At 71.8% G+C, this 18,589-nt stretch carries 13 protein-coding genes; 8 read left to right on the top strand and 5 right to left on the bottom strand.

The annotated features are described in order from the left end of the window. The first annotated feature begins 450 nt into the window (after nt 1-450). Complete coding sequence (locus ABZ915_RS37490) at nt 451-1,695, top strand: RNA-guided endonuclease TnpB family protein (protein WP_361812794.1); 1,245 nt, start codon at nt 451-453, stop codon at nt 1,693-1,695. Nucleotides 1,696-1,708: 13 nt separating this feature from the next. Here ABZ915_RS37490 and ABZ915_RS37485 read toward each other — a convergent pair whose 3' ends face one another. The 4 genes from ABZ915_RS37485 to ABZ915_RS37470 are packed head-to-tail and all read right to left on the bottom strand — an operon-like array spanning nt 1,709 to nt 8,931. Then, on the bottom strand, nt 1,709-3,466 hold the full coding sequence (locus ABZ915_RS37485) for an ABC transporter ATP-binding protein (protein ID WP_361812764.1): 1,758 nt from the start codon (nt 3,464-3,466) through the stop codon (nt 1,709-1,711). Next, a complete protein-coding gene (locus ABZ915_RS37480) occupies nt 3,463-5,181 on the bottom strand; it encodes an ABC transporter ATP-binding protein (RefSeq protein WP_361812762.1) in 1,719 nt (572 codons plus the stop codon). Before ABZ915_RS37480 ends, ABZ915_RS37485 begins: the two co-directional genes overlap by 4 nt. 37 nt (nt 5,182-5,218) lie before the next feature. Next, complete coding sequence (locus ABZ915_RS37475; RefSeq protein WP_361812760.1) at nt 5,219-7,084, bottom strand: ABC transporter ATP-binding protein; 1,866 nt, start codon at nt 7,082-7,084, stop codon at nt 5,219-5,221. After that, nucleotides 7,081-8,931, bottom strand: a complete 1,851-nt coding sequence (locus tag ABZ915_RS37470) for an ABC transporter ATP-binding protein (protein ID WP_361812758.1) — start codon at nt 8,929-8,931, stop codon at nt 7,081-7,083. The genes ABZ915_RS37475 and ABZ915_RS37470 overlap by 4 nt, the downstream gene beginning before the upstream one ends. A 200-nt stretch (nt 8,932-9,131) precedes the next feature. On the opposite strand from ABZ915_RS37470, the gene ABZ915_RS37465 reads away from it, so the two are divergent. Genes ABZ915_RS37465 through ABZ915_RS37450 form a run of 4 tightly spaced genes read left to right on the top strand, consistent with a single transcriptional unit; the run spans nt 9,132 to nt 12,705 of the window. Continuing rightward, complete coding sequence (locus ABZ915_RS37465; RefSeq protein ID WP_361812756.1) at nt 9,132-10,052, top strand: ABC transporter ATP-binding protein; 921 nt, start codon at nt 9,132-9,134, stop codon at nt 10,050-10,052. Beyond that, the gene (locus ABZ915_RS37460) at nt 10,049-10,783 is read left to right on the top strand and encodes an ABC transporter permease (RefSeq protein WP_361812754.1); all 735 of its coding nucleotides are present in this window, start codon (nt 10,049-10,051) and stop codon (nt 10,781-10,783) included. Before ABZ915_RS37465 ends, ABZ915_RS37460 begins: the two co-directional genes overlap by 4 nt. A 25-nt stretch (nt 10,784-10,808) precedes the next feature. Then, on the top strand, nt 10,809-12,059 hold the full coding sequence (locus ABZ915_RS37455; RefSeq protein WP_361812752.1) for a sensor histidine kinase: 1,251 nt from the start codon (nt 10,809-10,811) through the stop codon (nt 12,057-12,059). After that, nucleotides 12,049-12,705, top strand: coding sequence for a response regulator transcription factor (locus ABZ915_RS37450; RefSeq protein WP_361812750.1), 657 nt, complete (start codon nt 12,049-12,051; stop codon nt 12,703-12,705). The genes ABZ915_RS37455 and ABZ915_RS37450 overlap by 11 nt, the downstream gene beginning before the upstream one ends. 7 nt (nt 12,706-12,712) lie before the next feature. On the opposite strand, the gene glgX is transcribed toward ABZ915_RS37450, so the two are convergent. Next, on the bottom strand, nt 12,713-14,941 hold the full coding sequence (gene glgX, locus ABZ915_RS37445; protein WP_361812748.1) for a glycogen debranching protein GlgX: 2,229 nt from the start codon (nt 14,939-14,941) through the stop codon (nt 12,713-12,715). A gap of 150 nt (nt 14,942-15,091) precedes the next feature. Between glgX and ABZ915_RS37440 the strand changes: the two genes are divergently transcribed. The 3 genes from ABZ915_RS37440 (at nt 15,092) to ABZ915_RS37430 (ending at nt 18,557) form a co-directional block, all read left to right on the top strand. Continuing rightward, nucleotides 15,092-16,324 carry an Ig-like domain-containing protein gene (locus ABZ915_RS37440; RefSeq protein ID WP_361812746.1) on the top strand — a complete coding sequence of 411 codons (1,233 nt, stop codon included), beginning with the start codon at nt 15,092-15,094 and terminating at the stop codon, nt 16,322-16,324. A 142-nt stretch (nt 16,325-16,466) separates the two neighbouring features. Next, complete coding sequence (locus ABZ915_RS37435) at nt 16,467-17,705, top strand: Ig-like domain-containing protein (RefSeq protein ID WP_361812744.1); 1,239 nt, start codon at nt 16,467-16,469, stop codon at nt 17,703-17,705. Nucleotides 17,706-17,789: 84 nt separating this feature from the next. Then, nucleotides 17,790-18,557 carry an enoyl-CoA hydratase-related protein gene (locus ABZ915_RS37430; protein WP_361812742.1) on the top strand — a complete coding sequence of 256 codons (768 nt, stop codon included), beginning with the start codon at nt 17,790-17,792 and terminating at the stop codon, nt 18,555-18,557. Nucleotides 18,558-18,589 lie beyond the last annotated feature (32 nt).

Genomic DNA, 18,589 nt, shown 5'->3' with positions numbered 1-18,589 from the left:
GGTGAAACTGTGGGGTTGCTGTGAAGCGACTGTTGGGAAGGGTGGCAGCGGTACGCGTGTCTGTCAGGAGCGCGTCAGGAATTTGGCCGGAATTAGTTCGTTGTCCGGATATTCACGTTCGATATACGGACTTTTTTACAGGGGGCTCTTGCAGAAAGCTCCGGCGTTCACGCCGGGGATGCGAGGGAGACCCCAGGTGCCTGCTGCATGAAGGGCGGTTGATCCGGCCGGTGGACTCCTGCCGTATGCGGCGGGCGTAGACGCCCGTGAGGCTGTTGGCCGACATTCGGGACGGTGGCCTTGGTCGGGTGGTGCACCGAGAGGCGGGTGTGATCGCGTTCGCCGTTGAACTCTTTCAGCTCCGCTGCGAAGCCGCCGTAGATTCCGAATACAATCTACCTTTTGCTCTTTTGGTCATTCATGAGACCAATCGTGAGTAACGTCCCGGTCGTGCAGCTCCGCTACAACTACCGGGCCTACCCGGACGCCGCCCAGCGCCGTGCGCTGGCTAGTGCGTTCGGGTGTGCCCGGGTGGTGTGGAACGACTGCCTGCGCGACCGGAAGGAAGCGCACGCGGCTGGGCTGCCGTATGTGAAGTCGGCCGAGCTGTCCCGGCTGCGTATCACCCAGGCCAAGCGCACCGGGGAACGCGCCTGGCTCGCGGATGTCTCGGCGGTCGTCCTACAGCAGTCCCTGCGGGACCTGGATGCCGCCTACAAGAACTTCTTCGACTCGGTCAACGGCAAGCGGCCCGGCCGCAAGATCGGGCCTGCCCGGTACAAGTCGAAGAAGGACACCCGGCAGTCGATCCGCCTCAACACCAACGCCTTCTCCCTCCAGGAAGACGGCACGGTGTACGTGGCCAAGGTCGGCAACCTCAAAATCAAGTGGTCGCGCCGGCTTCCGGCCGCCCCGACGTCCCTGACCGTCACCAAGGACAGCTCCGGCCGGTACTTCCTCAGCTTCGTCGTGGACACCGCACCCGACATCCTCCCGCAGGTGGAGTCGGAGTGCGGTATCGACCTCGGCCTGTCCGCCTTCGCCGTCCTGTCCGACGGCCAAAAGATCGACAGCCCCCGCTTCCTGCGCCGGGCGGAGAAGGAACTCAAGCGCCTTCAGCGGGAGCTGTCCCGCAAGGTCAAGGGATCGAAGAACCGGGCCAAGGCCCGCATCAAGGTCGCACGCCAGCACGCCAAGGTCACCGATCGGCGCCGGGACTTCCACCACAAGGCATCCACACAGATCATCCGCGACAACCAAGCGGTGTACGTGGAAGACCTCGCGGTGTCCGGTCTCGGCCGCACCCGGCTCGCCAAGTCCGTGCACGACGCGGGATGGTCCGCGTTCGTACGGATGCTGGAGTACAAGGCGACTCTGCATGGCCGTACCTTCACCAAGGTGGGCCGGGCCTTTCCGTCCTCCCAGGTCTGCTCGGCCTGCGGATACCGGGACGGCCCCAAGCCCCTGCACGTCCGCCAGTGGACGTGCGGCGAGTGCCACACCGTTCACGACCGCGACCACAACGCAGCCCGTAACGTCCTCTGCGAAGGACGCCGCATCGTCGCCGCCGGACGGGCGGAGACGCTAAACGCCTGTGGAGCGCCGGTAAGACGGGCGCACGTGCCCGCACAGCGCGGTGAAGCAGGAAGCCCCCGGAAGGGTCACACGACCCAGGCCGGAATCCCTGGACTTTAAGCCAGGGAGCACGTCAAGCCTGTCCCCCGTGCCACGTGCGCCACAGCGCCGCGTACGCGCCGTCGGCCGCCACCAGCTCCTCGTGCGTACCGAGTTCGGTGAGGCGGCCGTCCTCCATCACCGCCACCCGGTCGGCGTCGTGCGCGGTGTGCAGACGGTGCGCGATGGCGATGACCGTACGGTCCTGGAGTACGGCGGCCAGGGCGCGCTCGGTGTGCCGGGCGGTGGCCGGATCCAGCAGGGCGGTGGCCTCGTCCAGGATCAGCGTGTGCGGGTCGGCCAGCACCACCCGGGCGAGCGCGAGCTGCTGGGCCTGCGAGCCGTCCGTGGCGCGGACGCCCGCGCCCAGGCGCGCGTCCAGGCCGTCCGGCAGCTCACGCACCCAGCCGTCGGCGCCGACCGCGCTGAGCGCCGACCACAACTGCTCGTCGCTCGCGGCCGGTTCGGCGATGAGCAGGTTCTCCCGGACCGTGCCGAGGAAGACATGGTGCTCCTGGGTGACCAGCACGACCTGCCGGCGCAGCCGTTCCGGCTCCAGCCCGGCGACCGGCACCCCGCCCACCGTCACCGTGCCCGAGCCCGGCGCGTCGACGCCCGCGAGCAGCCTGCTCAGCGTCGTCTTGCCCGCGCCGGACGGACCGACCACCGCCAGCCGCTCCCCGGGCCGCACGGTCAGGTCGACCCCGCGCAGCACCTCGCCGCCGCGCTCGTACGCGTACCGCACCCCGCGCACGTCGATCCGGTCGTCAGCCGGTTCCGGGCAGGCACCCTCCGGCTCCGCCCGGGGAGCCCGCGCCAGCCCCTCCACCCGGGCGAACGAGGCGCCGCTGCTCTGGAGTTGCTCCACCCGCATGAGGATCTGGTCCAGCGGTTCGGTGAACTGCCGCAGGTACAGCGCGGCGGCCACCACCGCGCCCAGGCCCACCATGCCGCGCTCGTGCAGCCACCCGCCGACCAGCAGCACCCCCGCCACCGGGACGGTGTACGTCACCTCGACCGCCGGGAAGAACACGGTCCGCAGGCGGAGCGTGTAGAAGCGGGTGCGGCGGGACTTCTCCAGGGCGTCCCGGCTCGCCGCGATCCGCCGCTTCCGCAGCCGGAACGCCTCGACCGTCCTGGCCCCGGCCGCGGTCGACGCCACGATCTCGGCCACCTCGGAGGTGGCCGCCCCCTCGGCGAGATAACCGTCCCGGGCCCGGCGCAGGTACCAGCGCAGCGCCAGCCAGACCGGGGTCAGGCCGAGCACCCCGAACAGGCCCAGCAGCGGGTCGAGGGCGAACACCGCGCCGAGCACGAACAGCGCCTGCGCGGTGCACACCAGCAGCTCCGGACCGATGTCCCGCAGCGTGCTGCCGACGGTCGCCACATCGGCCGTGCCGCGCGCGGTCAGGTCACCGGTACCGGCCCGCTCCACCGTCGACGCGGGCAGCCCCAGCACCCGGTCGACGTACTCCTCGCGCACCCGGGCCAGCGTCCGCTCGCCGAAGCGGTGCCCCACGTACCGCGCCCAGCGGGCCAGCAGCAGCTGGGCCAGCGAGCAGAGCAGGATCCACAGCGCCAGCCGGTCCACCGCCCCGGCTCCGTGTCCCGCCCGCACCTCGTCGACGATCCGCCCGACCAGCCACGGCCCGGCGAGCCCCGCGACGGCCGCCAGCGCGTTGAGCACCAGCGTGGCGGCGAACGCCCGCCCGTCGGCCCGCACCAGCCGCACGGTCGCCCGCCGCACCCCGGCCCGGTCCGCGACCGGCAGCAGTCCCTCGCCCGTCGTCACCGTACGGCCTCCTCGGCGTTCTCCTCGACGTCCCGGGCCACCAGCGCCCGGTACTCCGGCTCCTCGGCGAGCAGCCGCCGGTGCGGCCCGCTCGCCGCCACCTTGCCGTCCACCAGGAACAGCACCTCGTCCACCCGGTCCAGTACCAGCGGCGAGGTGCTCGTCAGGACCGTCGTACGGCCCTGCCTCGCCTCCCGCAGCCGCTCGGCGACGGTGGCCTCCGTGTGCGCGTCCAGCGCCGAGGTCGGCTCGACGGCGAGCAGCACCTCCGGGTCGGCCAGCAGCGCCCGTACCAGCCGGACCCGCTGCCGCTGCCCGCCGGAGAGACTGCGGCCCTGCCCGGCGACGGCCGAGTCCACCCCGTCCGGCAGCCCGCGTACGACGTCCTCGGCGGCGGCCGCGTACACCGCCCGGCGCAGCGCGGCCTCGTCGGCCGTGCGCTCGACGGCGACGACCTCCCTGAGCGGTCCGGCGAACAGATCGGCCTCGTTGTCGGCGACCAGGATCCGGGCCCGTACGTCGGCCAGCGGAACCGCGTCGAGCGGTGTCCCGCCCCAGGTGACACCGGTGGGGCCGTACCGGCCGAGGCGGTCGACGACGGCGGCGGCCTCGGCGGGCCGGACGGCGACCAGCGCGACGAGCCGGCCCGGCGCCACCCGTACCCCGGACGCCGGGTCGTGCAGCTCCGCCGGCCCGTCCGGCGCGGGCCGTGTGCCCTCGTCCGGCTCCGGCTCCAGCCGCAGCAGCCGTACGACCCGGCGCGCGGCCACCACGGCCCGGTTCAGGTCGTAGGCCATCTGCACGAAGAACGCCACCGGCCCTATCAGCACCGCCACATAGCCGTACACGGCCACCAACTCACCGATGGTCAGCTCCCCTTGGGCCGCCAGCCGGGCCGCGAGCCAGGTCACCACGGCCAGGAACAGCGTGGGCAGGCCCACCCCGAGCGCCTGCACCCAGCTGGCCACGGCGCCCACCCGATAGCCCTGCGCGCGCAGCCGCTGGGAGTCCTTGCGGAAGGCGTCCGCGAACAGCCCCTTGCCACCGAGGCCGTTGAGCACGCGTAGCCCGCCCGCGAGGTCGCCGATGCGCGCCGCCAGCACACCCTGACGCTCCCGGTACTCGCTCTCCGCGCCCTGGAGCCGCAGCGTCAGCGGCCCGGTGAGCAGCGCGATCACCGGCACCCCGAGCAGCACCACCGCGGCCAGCGGCGCGGAGATCGACAGCAGCAGCCCGGCCACCACCAGGTAGACCACGATCGAGCCCGCGCCGGGCCCGACCACGGTCAGCGCCTGCGAGATCGTCTGGACGTCACCCACACCGATCGTGACGACCTCCCCGGCCCCGGCCCGGCGCGGCAGCGCGGCCCCCAGCCGGACCGCGTGCCCCACGACGACCTTGACCGTGCGGAAGTTCGCGTCCATCCGCACCCGCGTCATCGTCCGGTGCCGCATGATGCTCAGCCAGGAGTTGACCGCCCCGACCACGAACAGCACCACCGTCCACCGGGCGAGCGTGCCCAGATCGCCCGCCACCAGCCCGTCGTCGATCGCCCGGGACATCAGATAGGGCGCCGCGGCCAGCAGCGTCATCCAGACGCTGCCGAGGAGCGCCCCCGCGAGCGACCGGCCGGGCTGGCACCGCACCAGCCACCACAGGTACCACCAGCCGCCACGACAGTCGGGCGTCCCGGGATCCTCATGGGCGTCGATCATCCGTCCCCCGTTCCCTCGGCTCCGTAACCGGGCTCCGCTAGGCCAGGCTGTCCCGCCACGCCCGGTGCAGATCCGCGAACCTGCCGGTGCCCGCGATCAGTTCGGCCGGTTCGCCGTCCTCGACGATCCGGCCGTGCTCCATGACCAGTACCCGGTCGGCGATCTCCACCGTGGACAGCCGGTGCGCGATCACCACCGCCGTACGGCCCCTGAGCACCGTCGACATGGCGCGCTGCACCGCCCGTTCGCCCGGGACGTCCAGCGAGCTGGTCGCCTCGTCCAGGATCAGGACCGCCGGGTCGGCGAGCAACGCGCGGGCGAACGCCACCAGTTGGCGCTGTCCGGCCGAAATGCGCCCGCCTCTCTTGCGGACGTCCGTGTCGTACCCGTCGGGCAGCGCGCTGATGAACTCGTGCGCGCCGATCGCCTTCGCCGCCCGCTCGATCTCCTCCCGGGTCGCGTCCGGGCGCCCGATGGCGATGTTCTCGGCGACCGTGCCGGAGAACAGGAACGCCTCCTGCGTCACCATGACCACCCCGCGCCGCAGTTCCGGCACGGCCAGCTCGCGCAGGTCCACGCCGTCCAGCAGGACCCGCCCGTCGGTGGGGTCGTAGAACCGGGCCAGCAGCTTGGCCAGCGTCGACTTGCCCGCGCCGGTGGAGCCGACGACCGCGGCCGTCTGCCCGGCGGGGATCGTCAGGTCGAAGCGGGGCAGCACCTCACCGCCGGTGCGGTAGGCGAACCGGACGCCGTCGAAGACGACCTCGCGGCCGGGGTGCTCGCCCTCCAGGACCGGAAGCTCCGTGGGCCGCGACGGCTCCGGCACGGACGGCGTCTGCGCCAGCAGGCCCGCGATCTTCTCCAGGGAGGCCGCCGCCGACTGGTAGGAGTTCAGGAACATGCCCAGCCGGTCGATGGGGTCGTACAGCCGCCGCAGGTACAGCACCGCCGCCGCCAGCACACCCAGCGCCAGCGAGCCCGAGGCCACCCGGTAGGCGCCCCACAGCACGATCCCCGCGACGGCCGTGTTGGCCACCAGCCGGGAGCCGACCACATAGCGGGCCATCTCCAGGAGGGCGTCGCCGTTGGTCCGCTCGTGCCGCCGGTTCAGCACGCCGAAGCCGGCGTCGTTCACGGCCTCGCGGCGGAACGCGCGCACCGGCCGGATGCCGTTCATCGTCTCCACGAACTTCACGATCACCGCCGCGATCGCCGTGGACCGGGCCCGGAACACCCGCCCGGCGCGCCGCTGGTACAGCCGCACCAGCAGGTACAGCGGCACGAAGGAGGCCACCGCGACCGCGCCCAGGCCCAGGTCCAGCCAGAGCAGCATCGCCGAGATGTACACGAAGGACAGGACGACCGTGACGAGTTCCTGGAGGCCCTCGCTGAGCAGCTCCCGCAGCGACTCGACGTCCGTCGTGGAACGGGAGATGAGCCGCCCGGAGGTGTACCGCTCGTGGAAGTCGATGCTCAGCGCCTGCGCGTGCCGGAAGATACGGCCGCGCAGATCCAGCAGCACGTCCTGGTTGAGCCGGGCGGAGGCCTCGATGAACGCGAACTGGAGCACCCCGGAGACCAGCGAGCACAGCAGATAGCCGGCGCCCACCGCGATCAGCGGCCCGTGGTCACCGTTCGCGCGCAGCGCCGGTACGGCCCTGTCGAGGGCGTACGCCACGAGCAGCGGGCCGGCCTGCACCGCCGCCTGCTGGAACAGCAGCAACAGCGTGGTGACCGCCACCCGGGCCCGCATCGGGGCGAGCAGCGACCGCAGCAGGGCGGCCGTGGCGCCGGGCGGGGTGGGCAGGACGTCGTGGTCGAAGGGGTCGGCGGCGGCGGGCGGGCGGGGGAGTTCCGCCTCCTCGTCGGGGGCGGGGGCCGACGTGGTGGGGGCGGCGGTCATCGTTCGTCCTCCTCTTGCCCGGACACTTCCCCGGAAATTTCCCCTGACATCTCCCCGGTCTCTTCCTCGGATTCTTCCCCGGGCTCCGCGCCGGACATCAGGTGGGCGTACTCGGCGTTGGAGCGCAGGAGTTCCTGGTGGGTGCCGACGGCGGCGATACGGCCGTCCGAGAGCAGGGCGACCCGGTCGGCGAGCAGCACCGTGGAGGGGCGGTGGGCCACGATCAGCGCGGTGGTGTCGGCGAGGACCCGGCGCAGCGCGGCCTCCACGGCGGCCTCGGTGTGCACGTCGAGCGCGGACAGCGGGTCGTCCAGGACCAGGAACCGGGGGCTGCCCACCACGGCCCGGGCCAGCGCCAGCCGCTGCCGCTGCCCGCCGGACAGGCTCAGGCCCTGCTCGCCGACCTGGGTGCCGGTGCCCTGCGGCAGCGCGTGCGCGAACTCGGCCTGGGCGACGGCGAGCGCCCGCTCCAGCTCCGGGGCACCGGCCTCGTCACCCGCTCCCATGAGAACGTTGTCGCCCACACTGGCCGAGAACAGCGTGGGCTCCTCGAAGGCGACGGCGACCTGGGAGCGCAGCCGGGCGCGGGACATCGCGGTGATGTCCGCGCCGTCCAGCGTGATCCGGCCGGACGTGACCTCGTGCAGCCGGGGGATCAGCGCGGTGAGGGTGGTCTTCCCGCTGCCGGTCGCGCCGACCAGGGCCATCGACTCGCCGGGGCGGATGTGCAGGTCGATCCGGTCCAGGACGGGAGGGGAGCCGGGTGGGGCGTCGGGGTAGCGGAAGCGGACGTCGTGGAACCGGATGCCCTCGTCCCCGTCGGGCCGCGCGGTCACGTCGGCGTGCTCGGACTCCGGCTCCTCGTCCAGCACCTCGAAGTACCGCTCCGTCGCGGTCGCCGCCTCCTGGCTCATCGCCAGCAGGAAGCCGATGGAGTCCACGGGCCAGCGAAGAGCGAGGGCCGTCGACAGGAACGCCACCAGCGTCCCGGCCGACAGCTGACCGTCCGCCACCCGCATGGTCCCCCAGACCAGCGTCACCCCGATCGCCAGCTCCGGAAGGGTGACGATCACACCCAGGATCGTCGCCAGCAGCCGGGCCTTGCGCAGCTCCGTCCCGCGCAGCGTGCCCGACAGCTCCCGGAACACCCGCGCCTGGCTGCGGTGCCGTCCGAAGCCCTTGATGATCCGGATCCCGAGGACGCTCTCCTCCACGACCGTCGTCAGGTCCCCGACCTGGTCCTGGGCGCGCCGCGCCACCTGGGCGTACCGCCGTTCGAAGACGAAGCAGGCCACCATCACGGGCACGGCCGGGCCCAGGACCACCAGTCCCAGCACCCGGTCCTGCATCAGCATGATGACCACGCCGACGAGGATCGTCACCGAGTTGACCAGCAGGAAGGTCAGCGGGAAGGCCAGGAACTGGCGCAGCAGCATCAGGTCGGTGGTGGCCCGCGAGAGCAGCTGGCCGGAGGCCCAGCGGTCGTGGAAGGCCACCGGCAGCCGTTGCAGATGCCGGTACAGTCCCGCCCGCAGCTCCGCCTCGACGTGCGACAACGGCCGCGCCACCAGCCACCGCCGCAGCCCGAACAGCAACGCCTCCGCGAGGCCGAGCAGCAGCAGGTACAGCGCGCCCAGCCACACCCCCCGCGGGTCCCGGTCGGCCACCGGCCCGTCCACCAGCCACTTCAGGACGAGCGGGATCACCAGCCCCGTACAGGAGGCCACGACCGCGACGAACGCCGCGGCGGACCACCGTGCCCGCGCGGGCCGCACGTACGGCCACAGGCGGAGGAGGACACGGACGGCGGAACGGTCTCGGGCGGTGGTTGCACGTGTCGTGGGCATCACCGCGAGCCTACGGACCGGCACTGACAACGCCCACCGAGTTTTGGCCGGGCCGGCGTCGTCCGATAGTCCTACTACCTGCATGTTCGATGGGTCGTACCGGCAGGGTTGGTCGTACCGCCGCATCAACCGATCGGCTGATGCGGGGTCGAGCGGGACGGCCGATGCGCTCCGGTGCCCCCTCCCGGGACGCTCGGTACATGCCATCCGTCATCGAAGTCAGCGACCTGCGCAAGTCCTACGGCGGCCGGCCCGTCGTCGACGGAGTGTCCTTCGCCGTCGAGGAGGGCGAGATCTTCGGGATCCTCGGCCCGAACGGCGCCGGCAAGACCACCACCGTCGAGTGCGTGGAGGGCCTGCGCGTCCCGGACGGCGGCCGGGTCCGGGTCACCGGCCTCGACCCCGTCGCCGACCACGCGCGCGTGGCCCGCCTGCTCGGCGCCCAGCTCCAGCAGAGCGAGCTCCAGCCCAAGCTCACCGTCCGCGAGGCGCTGGAGCTGTACGCCTCCTTCTATCCGAGCCCGCTGGACTGGGCGCCGCTCGCCGAGCGGCTCGGGCTGGCCCCGAAGCTCACCACGCGGTTCGCCAAGCTGTCCGGCGGTCAGAAGCAGCGCCTGTTCATCGCGCTGGCGCTGATCGGCGATCCCCGGATCGTCGTCCTGGACGAGCTGACGACCGGTCTGGACCCGCGCGCCCGCCGGGACACCTGGCAGCTCATCGAGGATGTGCGGGCCGGCGGCGTCACCGTCCTCCTCGTCACCCACTTCATGGAGGAGGCCCAGCGCCTCTGCGACCGTATCGCCGTGATCGACAAGGGACGGGTGTCCGCCCTGGACACCCCGGCCGGCCTCATCCGGCGCTCGGCGGGCGCCACCGTCATCAGCTTCACCCCGTCCGCCCCGCTGGACGACCGTGACCTCGACGCCCTCCCGGCGCTCGCCACGACCGAGCGCAAAGACGGCCGGATCACGCTCTCCGGCACCGACGAGACCGTGAACGCGGTCATCACCCTGCTCGCCCGGCGCCGTGTCACCGCCCATCAACTGCGCGTCACGGACGCAACGCTCGACGACGCGTTCCTCGACCTGACCGCCAAGAACACCGAGGAGGCCACGGCATGAACACCGCCGTCCTGCGCACCGAGTTCCGGCTGTTCCGCCGCGAGCCCGGGGCCATTTTCTGGATCTTCCTGTTCCCGACGCTGCTGCTGGTGATCCTCGGGTCGATCCCGTCGTTCCGGGAGGCCGACAAGTCCCTGGGCGGGCTGCGGCCGGTCGACGCCTACGTGCCCATCGCCGTGCTGATCGCCCTGATCATGTCCGGTGTGCAGTCGCTCCCCCAGGCACTGACCGGTCACCGGGAGCGGGGCGTGCTGCGCCGGATGCGGCTCACTCCCGTACGGCCCTCCGCGTTGCTGACCGCGCAGATGGCCGTGCAGGGCACGGTGGCGCTGGGCTCCGCGCTGCTCGCGCTCGCCGTCGGCCGGCTCGCCTTCGACGTGACGCTGCCCGAGCAGCCGGCCGGCTATCTGCTGGCCCTGCTCCTCGCGACCGCGGCGGCCCTCGCGCTCGGTTCCGTGGTCTCCGCGGTGTCCCGCACCACGAAGATCGCCGGTGCGGTCGGCTCGGCGGTGTTCTTCCCGATGATGTTCTGCGCGGGGGTGTGGCTGCCGGTGCAGGAGATGCCGCACACGCTGGCCCGGGTGGTCGGCCTGACTCCCTTCGGCGCTGCGGCCCGCGCCCTGAACGAGGCGGCCGCCGGCGACTGGCCCGGCTGGGGCCACCTGGGCGTGCTCGCGGGCTGGACGGTCCTGCTGACGGCGGGGGCGGCCCGCTGGTTCCGCTGGGAGTGAGCGGACCGTGCCGGACACTGGGGCCATGACGGACACCGCGCCACAGGAGCCCCGGGCCTCCTTCTACCGGTGGGGGCCCTACGGGCTGCTGGTCGCCGGCGTCGCCGCGGCGGCCCTCTCCGCCCACCTGGTCGGCATGGGCAGGCCCGCGGTCGTCGCCTCGGTGGCACTCGTCGCCGCGGGTGCCGTCCTCCAGGTGTGGTGGGCCAGGACGAGGCGGCGGCGGACGGGCCCGAGCCGGACCGATGCGTGCCTCTACTTCCTGCGCTGGGCCCTCGGGTTCGTACTCACCTGGCTCAACCCGTTCTTCGCCCTCTACGCCGTGACCGGGTACTACACCGCCAACCGGGACCTGCCCCGCCGGCTGGTGATGCCCGGTCTCTTCCTGACCGCGATCACCATGGCCGGCAGCGAGGTGGGCGGCATGCCGCCGCACGGGCTGGTCCTGTGGACCGGCTTCTTCCTCATCCTCGGCTTCAACATGGGCATGGTCACCGTGTTCACCCGGTTCAACGAACAGGAACAGGACCGCGCCCGCGTCCAGGCGGACACCATCACCGAACTGGGCCGCACCAACGCGGCGTTGCAGCAGGCCCTCGACGAGAACGCCGCCCTGCACGCCCAACTCCTCGTCCAGGCAAGGGAAGCCGGGGTCGCCGACGAACGCCGGCGCCTGGCCGCCGAGATCCACGACACCCTCGCCCAGGGCCTGACCGGCATCATCGCCCAGCTCCAGGTCGTCGCGAACGCGCCGGACCTCGACATCGCCCGCACCCACCTCCAGCGCGCCTCCGACCTGGCCCGGCACAGCCTCGGCGAGGCCCGCCGCTCCGTGCACAACCTGGTGCCGGTGGCGCTGGAGCACGACGGGCTGCCCGAAGCCCTGAAGAAGACGGTCGCCGAATGGGGCGAACGCACCCGTGTCTGCGCCGAGTTCACCGTCACCGGCACCGCGGAACAGCTGCACGAGGAGGTCGCGGCGACCCTCCTGCGGATCGTCCAGGAAGCACTGTCGAACGCCGCCCGCCACGCCCACGCCTCCCGCGTCGGCGTCACCCTCTCCTACCTGGGCGACGAGGTGATCCTCGACATCCGCGACGACGGCACCGGCTTCGACCCGCTCGCCCTCCCCGAACGCACCCGGACCGGCGGGTTCGGCCTCGACGGCATGCGCGCCCGCGCCGAACGCATCGCGGGCTCGCTGACCGTCGAGACCGAGCCGGGCCACGGCACGGCGCTGTCGGCTCGCGTACCGTTGGTCCGCCATGACCAGTGACGCGCCGCACCAGAAGGCGATCTCCCTGCTGATCGTCGACGACCACCCCGTCGTACGCGACGGTCTGCGCGGCATGTTCGAGTCCGCGCCCGGCTTCACCGTGCTGGGTGAGGCCGCGAACGGCGGCGAGGCGATCGAGCGGGCCGCCGCCCTCGACCCGGACGTGATCCTGATGGACCTGCGCATGCCGGGCGGCGGCGGGGTGGACGCCATCCGCGAACTGGCCCGGCGCGGCGCCCGTGCCAAGGTCCTCGTGCTGACCACGTACGACACCGACTCCGACACCCTGCCCGCGATCGAGGCCGGCGCCACCGGCTACCTGCTCAAGGACGCCCCGCGCGACGAGCTGTTCACCGCCGTCCGGGCCGCCGCCGAGGGCCGTACGGTGCTGTCCCCGGCCGTCGCCACCCGTCTGGTCTCCGCGGTCCGTTCCCCCGGGACTCCCGGCAACGAGCCGCTCTCCGCACGCGAACGCGAAGTGCTGGCCCTGGTCGCCAGGGGCACGTCGAACCGTGAGATCGCCCGCGAGCTGTTCATCAGCGAGGCGACGGTCAAGACCCACCTCACCCACCTGTACGCCAAACTCGGCGTCAACGACCGGGCGGCGGCGGTGGCGACGGCCTACGACCGGGGCATCCTGGGCTGACGGGCGCTCAACCGGCCACCCTCAGCAGCAGCACCGCCCGTCCCGGCACCGTGATCTCCGTGCCCGCCTCGTGCACCACCGCCGGGGCCTCGTCCTGGTCCTCCCGTGAGGTGTCGACGACCACCTCGTACCGCTCCGCCCACGGCGGGCCGGGCAGGACGAAGGGGGTGGGGGCGTCGCCCGCGTGGAGGACGGCGAGGAAGCTGTCGTCGAGGACCGGGACGCCCCGCTCGTCCCGGCCGGGTATGTCGCGCCCGGAGAGGTACATGGCGAGGGTGGCGGCGGGCGCGTACCAGTCGCCCTCCGTCATCTCCGTGCCCCGGGAGGTGAACCAGGCCAGGTCCCGCAGACCGTCCGCCGAATGGGCGCGGCCGGAGAAGAAGGCGCGGCGGCGCAGCACCGGATGGCGGTGGCGCAGGGTGATCAGACGGGAGGTCAGATCGAACAGGGGGCGCCAGGCGGGGTCGTCCAGGAGGGACCAGTCGAGCCAGCTGATCTCGTTGTCCTGGCAGTAGGCGTTGTTGCTGCCGCCCTGGCTGCGGCCCAGTTCGTCGCCCGCCACCAGCATGGGGACCCCGGTGGAGAGCAGGAGGGTGGTCAGCAGGTTCCTCAGCTGGCGGCGGCGCAGGGCCCGTACGCCCTCGTCGTCCGTCTCTCCCTCCGCCCCGCAGTTCCAGGCACGGTTGTCGTTCGTGCCGTCCCGGTTCCCCTCGCCGTTCGCCTCGTTGTGCTTGCGCTCGTAGGAGACGAGGTCGCGCAGGGTGAAACCGTCGTGCGCGGTGATGAAGTTGACCGAGGCGTAGGGGCGCCGGCCGCCCCAGGCATACAGGTCGCTGGAGCCCGACAGGCGGTAGCCGAGGTCGCGTACGTCGGGCAGGGCGCCGCGCCAGTAGTCGCGGACGGCGTCGCGGTAGCGGTCGTTCCACTCCGTCCACAGCGGTGGGAAGGCGCCCACCTGGTAGCCGCCGGAGCCGATGTCCCACGGCTCGGCGATCAGCTTCACCCGGCGCAGCACCGGGTCCTGGGAGATCACGGCGAGGAACGGGGAGAGCATGTCGACGTCGTGCATGGAGCGGGCCAGCGCGGCGGCCAGGTCGAAGCGGAAGCCGTCCACGCCCATCTCCGTCACCCAGTAGCGCAGGGAATCGGTGATCAGGCGGAGGACCTGGGGCTGGACGACGTGCAGGGTGTTGCCGCAGCCCGTGTAGTCGGCGTAGCGGCGGGCGTCGTCCTGGAGGCGGTAGTAGCCACGGTTGTCTATGCCCTTGAGGGAGAGCGTCGGGCCCAGCTCGCCCGCCTCGGCCGTGTGGTTGTAGACCACGTCGAGGATGACCTCGATGCCGGCCGCGTGCAGCGCCCGGACCATGCGCTTGAACTCGCCGACCTGCTGGCCCGTCGTACCGGAGGCCGCGTAGGCGGCGTGCGGGGCGAAGTAGCCGATGGAGTTGTAGCCCCAGTAGTTCTTGAGGCCGCGGCGCAGCAGGTGGTCCTCGTGCGCGAACTGGTGGACGGGCAGCAGCTCGACGGCGGTGACGCCCAGCTTCACCAGGTGCTCGATCGCGGCGGGGTGCGCCAGACCGGCGTACGTGCCGCGCAGTTCCTCCGGGATGCCCGGGTGCAGCTTGGTGAAGCCGCGTACGTGCAGTTCGTAGATGACCGAGTCCGCCCACGGGGTCTTGGGGCGGCGGTCGTCGGCCCAGTCCTCGTCGTCGTGCACCACGACGCCCTTGGGGACGTGCGGCGCCGAGTCCCGGTCGTCGCGCACGGTGTCCGCGACATGCTGCTCCGGCCAGTCGCGTACGTGCCCGTACACCTCCGCCGGCAGGCTGAACTCCCCGTCCACCGCACGCGCGTACGGGTCGAGGAGCAGTTTCGCCGGGTTCCAGCGGGCGCCGATCCACGGGTCCCAGCGGCCGTCCACCCGATAGCCGTAACGCTGACCGGGCATCACGCCGGGCACGAAGCCGTGCCAGATCTCGTGCGTCAGTTCGGTCAGACGGACGCGCGTCTCCCGTCCGCCCTCGTCGAACAGGCACAGCTGGACCGCCTCCGCACCGGCCGCCCACAGCGCGAAGTTGGTGCCGGCCACACCGTCCGGACCGATACGGAAGCGCGCGCCCAGCGGAGTGGACGCGCCCGGCCAGACCGGAACGGTGGGTGGCGCGGCGCGCCGGGTGCCGTCGACCACTGCGGCGCGCTGTTCCGCCACTACCTGCTGCTCGGCCGAGCTGGTCACGGGTCAGCCTCCTGCGGCTCGTGGAACGACGTGGAAACGGGCACGCGGGGTCCCGCCGTGTGCCCCGTCGCGTCGTCCTCCCCACTGTTCTGCCCAGCGCTAGCGTCGCACTCACGTTTCCCAAGGGCGGGGACGATCGTTGAGTCCCCCGTGAGGCATGCACAAGGACGCGCACGGCGCGCGGGCGTCGCGCTGGCCGCGCTAATGACATGGGCCGGACTGCTGGCCGGAGCCACCGGCTGCGGCCCGGACATCACGGACGACATCGGCATCGACCGGGTCCTGGGCAAACCCCCGGCCCCCAAGGACACCATCCGCGTCTCCCCGGACGACGGCAGCAAGGAGGTGCACCAGAACCAGCCGCTGCGGGTCCGGGTGCCCGGCGGGCGTCTGGAGTCGGTGACCGTACGCCGCTCCCAGGACGCCCAGGAGACCCCGGTGCCCGGCCATCTGACGGCCGACGGCACGACCTGGGAACCGGACGAGCCCAAGCTGGCGCTCGCCGCCAGGTACACCGTCGACGCGGTGGCGCTGGACGGCGACGGGCACCGCTCGGCCCGGCACACCACGTTCACGACGTACGTCCCCGACCAGCGGTTCATCGGATACGTCACCCCCGAGAACCGCGCCACCGTCGGCACCGGGATGATCGTCTCCCTGGCCTTCAACCGGGAGATCGAGAACCGGGCCGCCGTCGAACGGGCCGTCCGCGTCACCGCCCGGCCCCCGGTGGAGATCCGCCCGCACTGGTTCGGCAAGGACCGTCTGGACTTCCGCCCCGAGCACTACTGGAAGCCCGGCACCCGGGTCACCGTCGACCTGCGGCTGCGCGACGTGGAGGGGGCGCGCGGGGCGTACGGGTTGCAGTACAAGACGGTCGAGTTCACCGTCGGCCGCAGCCAGGTCTCCGTGGTGGACGCGGCCGAGCACACCATGCAGGTGCGCAGGGACGGCGCACTGCTCGCCACCGTGCCCATCACGGCCGGCGCCCCCGAGCACACCACCTACAACGGGAAGATGGTGGTGATGGAGATGCTCGACGTCACCCGCATGAACAGCCGCACGGTCGGCTTCGGCGGCGAGTACGACATCCCCGACGTCCCGCACGCCATGCGGCTCACCGACTCCGGCACCTTCCTGCACGGCAACTACTGGGCCCCGGACGCCCCCGGGAACGTCAACGTCAGCCACGGCTGCGTGGGCCTGAGGGACGTCAAGGGCGGCAGCTCGGACACGCCCGCGGGCTGGTTCTACGACCGCAGCCTGGTCGGGGACGTCATCGAAGTCGTGCACAGCAATGACAAAAAGGTCGCTCCCGACAATGGCCTCGGAGGATGGAACATGGGGTGGAAGGAGTGGAAGGCGGGCGGTGCGGCCGGTTGACGTCCCGTTCAGTTGATGTTGCTACGAAACGGTGACCTTCGGCTGACACCATCCCCAAAACCGTGCGGTTAATATGCGCCGATGCGTGCGTGGGGCGCGCGCCGGGGTGCGGGTCCGACCAGGCCCGGGGAGGGGAGAAGAATTGAACGTGCGGCCGATATCGGGGGCGTCGGTTGGGGGCCGACGGGGCCGGAGGGGATGGCCGGTGCTCATAGCCGGCGTCCTGCTGATGTCCGTCACCGCGTGCGGTGGGGGCGACTCCGACGCGGGGTCCGGCTCCGGTGGCGGGAAGGGCAAGGGCTCCTCCGAGCAGAGCAAGCAGTCCGAGGCCGTGGTGACCATCTCGCCCAAGTCCGGTGCCACCGAGGTCGACACCAGCGGCGCCCTCAAGGTCAGCGCCGGCAAGGGCAAGCTGACCGAGGTCGAGGTCAAGGACGACAAGGGTGCCACGGTCTCGGGCGCCATCACCGGTGGGGGCACCGGCTGGAAGCCCTCCACCCACCTGGCCGCCGCCACCAAGTACACGGTGCACGCGGTCGCCAAGGACTCCGCGGGCCGTGCGGCGGCCGAGGACTCCAGCTTCACCACGCTGACCCCGAAGAACACCTTCGTCGGTTACTTCACTCCCGAGGACGGCTCCACGGTCGGCGTCGGCATGCCGTTCTCCGTACGCTTCACCCGGGGCATCACCAACCCCGGGGACGTGCGGAAGGCCGTCCAGATCAAGACCGAGCCGGCCGTCGACGTCGAGGGCCACTGGTTCGGCAACGACCGTCTGGACTTCCGGCCCGAGAAGTACTGGAAGTCCGGCACCAAGGTCACCGTCAAGCTGAACCTCGACGGTGTCGAGGGACGCGACGGCGTCTACGGCAAGCAGTCCAAGACGGTGAAGTTCACGATAGGCCGCAACCAGGTCTCCGTCGTGGACGCCAAGAAGCACACGATGAAGGTCACCCAGGACGGCAAGGTCGTCAAGACCATCCCGGTCACCACCGGCAAGCCGGGCTACGACACCTGGAACGGCCAGATGGTCATGAGCGAGAAGCTCACCGTGACCCGGATGAACGGCGAGACGGTCGGCTACGGCGGCGAGTACGACATCAAGGACGTCCCGCACGCCATCCGCCTGACCAACTCCGGCACCTTCATCCACGGCAACTACTGGGGCGGCGGCGCCTTCGGCAACTACAACGCCAGCCATGGCTGCGTGGGCCTGCGCGACGTCAAGGGCGGCTACGACAGCGGGGTTCCGGCGGCCTGGTTCTTCAACCACTCGATGCTCGGTGACGTGGTGGTCGTCAAGCACTCCAACGACCGCACCGTGGACCCGGACAACGGGCTCAACGGCTGGAACATGTCGTGGGACAAGTGGAAGGCGTGAGCCCCCGCTGACCGACGTACGGGCCCGGTGCTGTGACGGACAGCACCGGGCCCACTCGCGTTAGTCCCCGTTAACCTGCTGCCCATGACCGTGAATCTCGAAGTCGCCGAAGGCGTCGGCACCCTCCGTCTCGACCGTCCGCCCATGAACGCCCTGGACGTCGCCACGCAGGACCGGCTCAAGGAACTCGCCGAGGAGGCCACGCGCCGCGACGACGTGCGCGCCGTGGTGATCTACGGCGGGGAGAAGGTGTTCGCGGCGGGCGCGGACATCAAGGAGATGCAGGCGATGGACCACACCGCGATGGTCCTGCGCGCCCGCGCCCTCCAGGACTCCTTCACCGCCGTGGCCCGCATCCCCAAGCCGGTGGTCGCGGCCGTCACCGGATACGCGCTGGGCGGCGGCTGCGAACTGGCCCTGTGCGCCGACTACCGCATCGCCGCCGACAACGCCAAGCTCGGCCAGCCGGAGATCCTGCTCGGTCTGATCCCGGGCGCGGGCGGCACCCAGCGGCTGCCCCGGCTGGTCGGCCCGTCCAAGGCCAAGGACCTCATCTTCACCGGCCGCATGGTGAAGGCCGACGAGGCGCTGACGATCGGCCTGGTGGACCGGGTGGTCCCGGCCGCCGAGGTGTACGCCGAGGCGCACGCCTGGGCCGCGAAGCTGGCGCAGGGCCCGGCGATCGCGCTGCGCGCGGCGAAGGAGTCGATCGACACCGGCGTGGAGACCGACCTCGAGACCGGGCTCGCCGTCGAGCGGAACTGGTTCGCGGGGCTGTTCGCCACCGAGGACCGCGAGCGGGGCATGCGCAGCTTCGTGGAGGAGGGGCCGGGCAAGGCCAAGTTCCTCTGACCGCCAACAGGCGGGTCCACACCGGGAATGAG

Origin of the sequence: Streptomyces sp. NPDC046915 (assembly GCF_040644935.1) — a bacterium.
Classification (GTDB): domain Bacteria; phylum Actinomycetota; class Actinomycetes; order Streptomycetales; family Streptomycetaceae; genus Streptomyces.
This window is presented reverse-complemented; position numbering and strand designations above follow the sequence as displayed.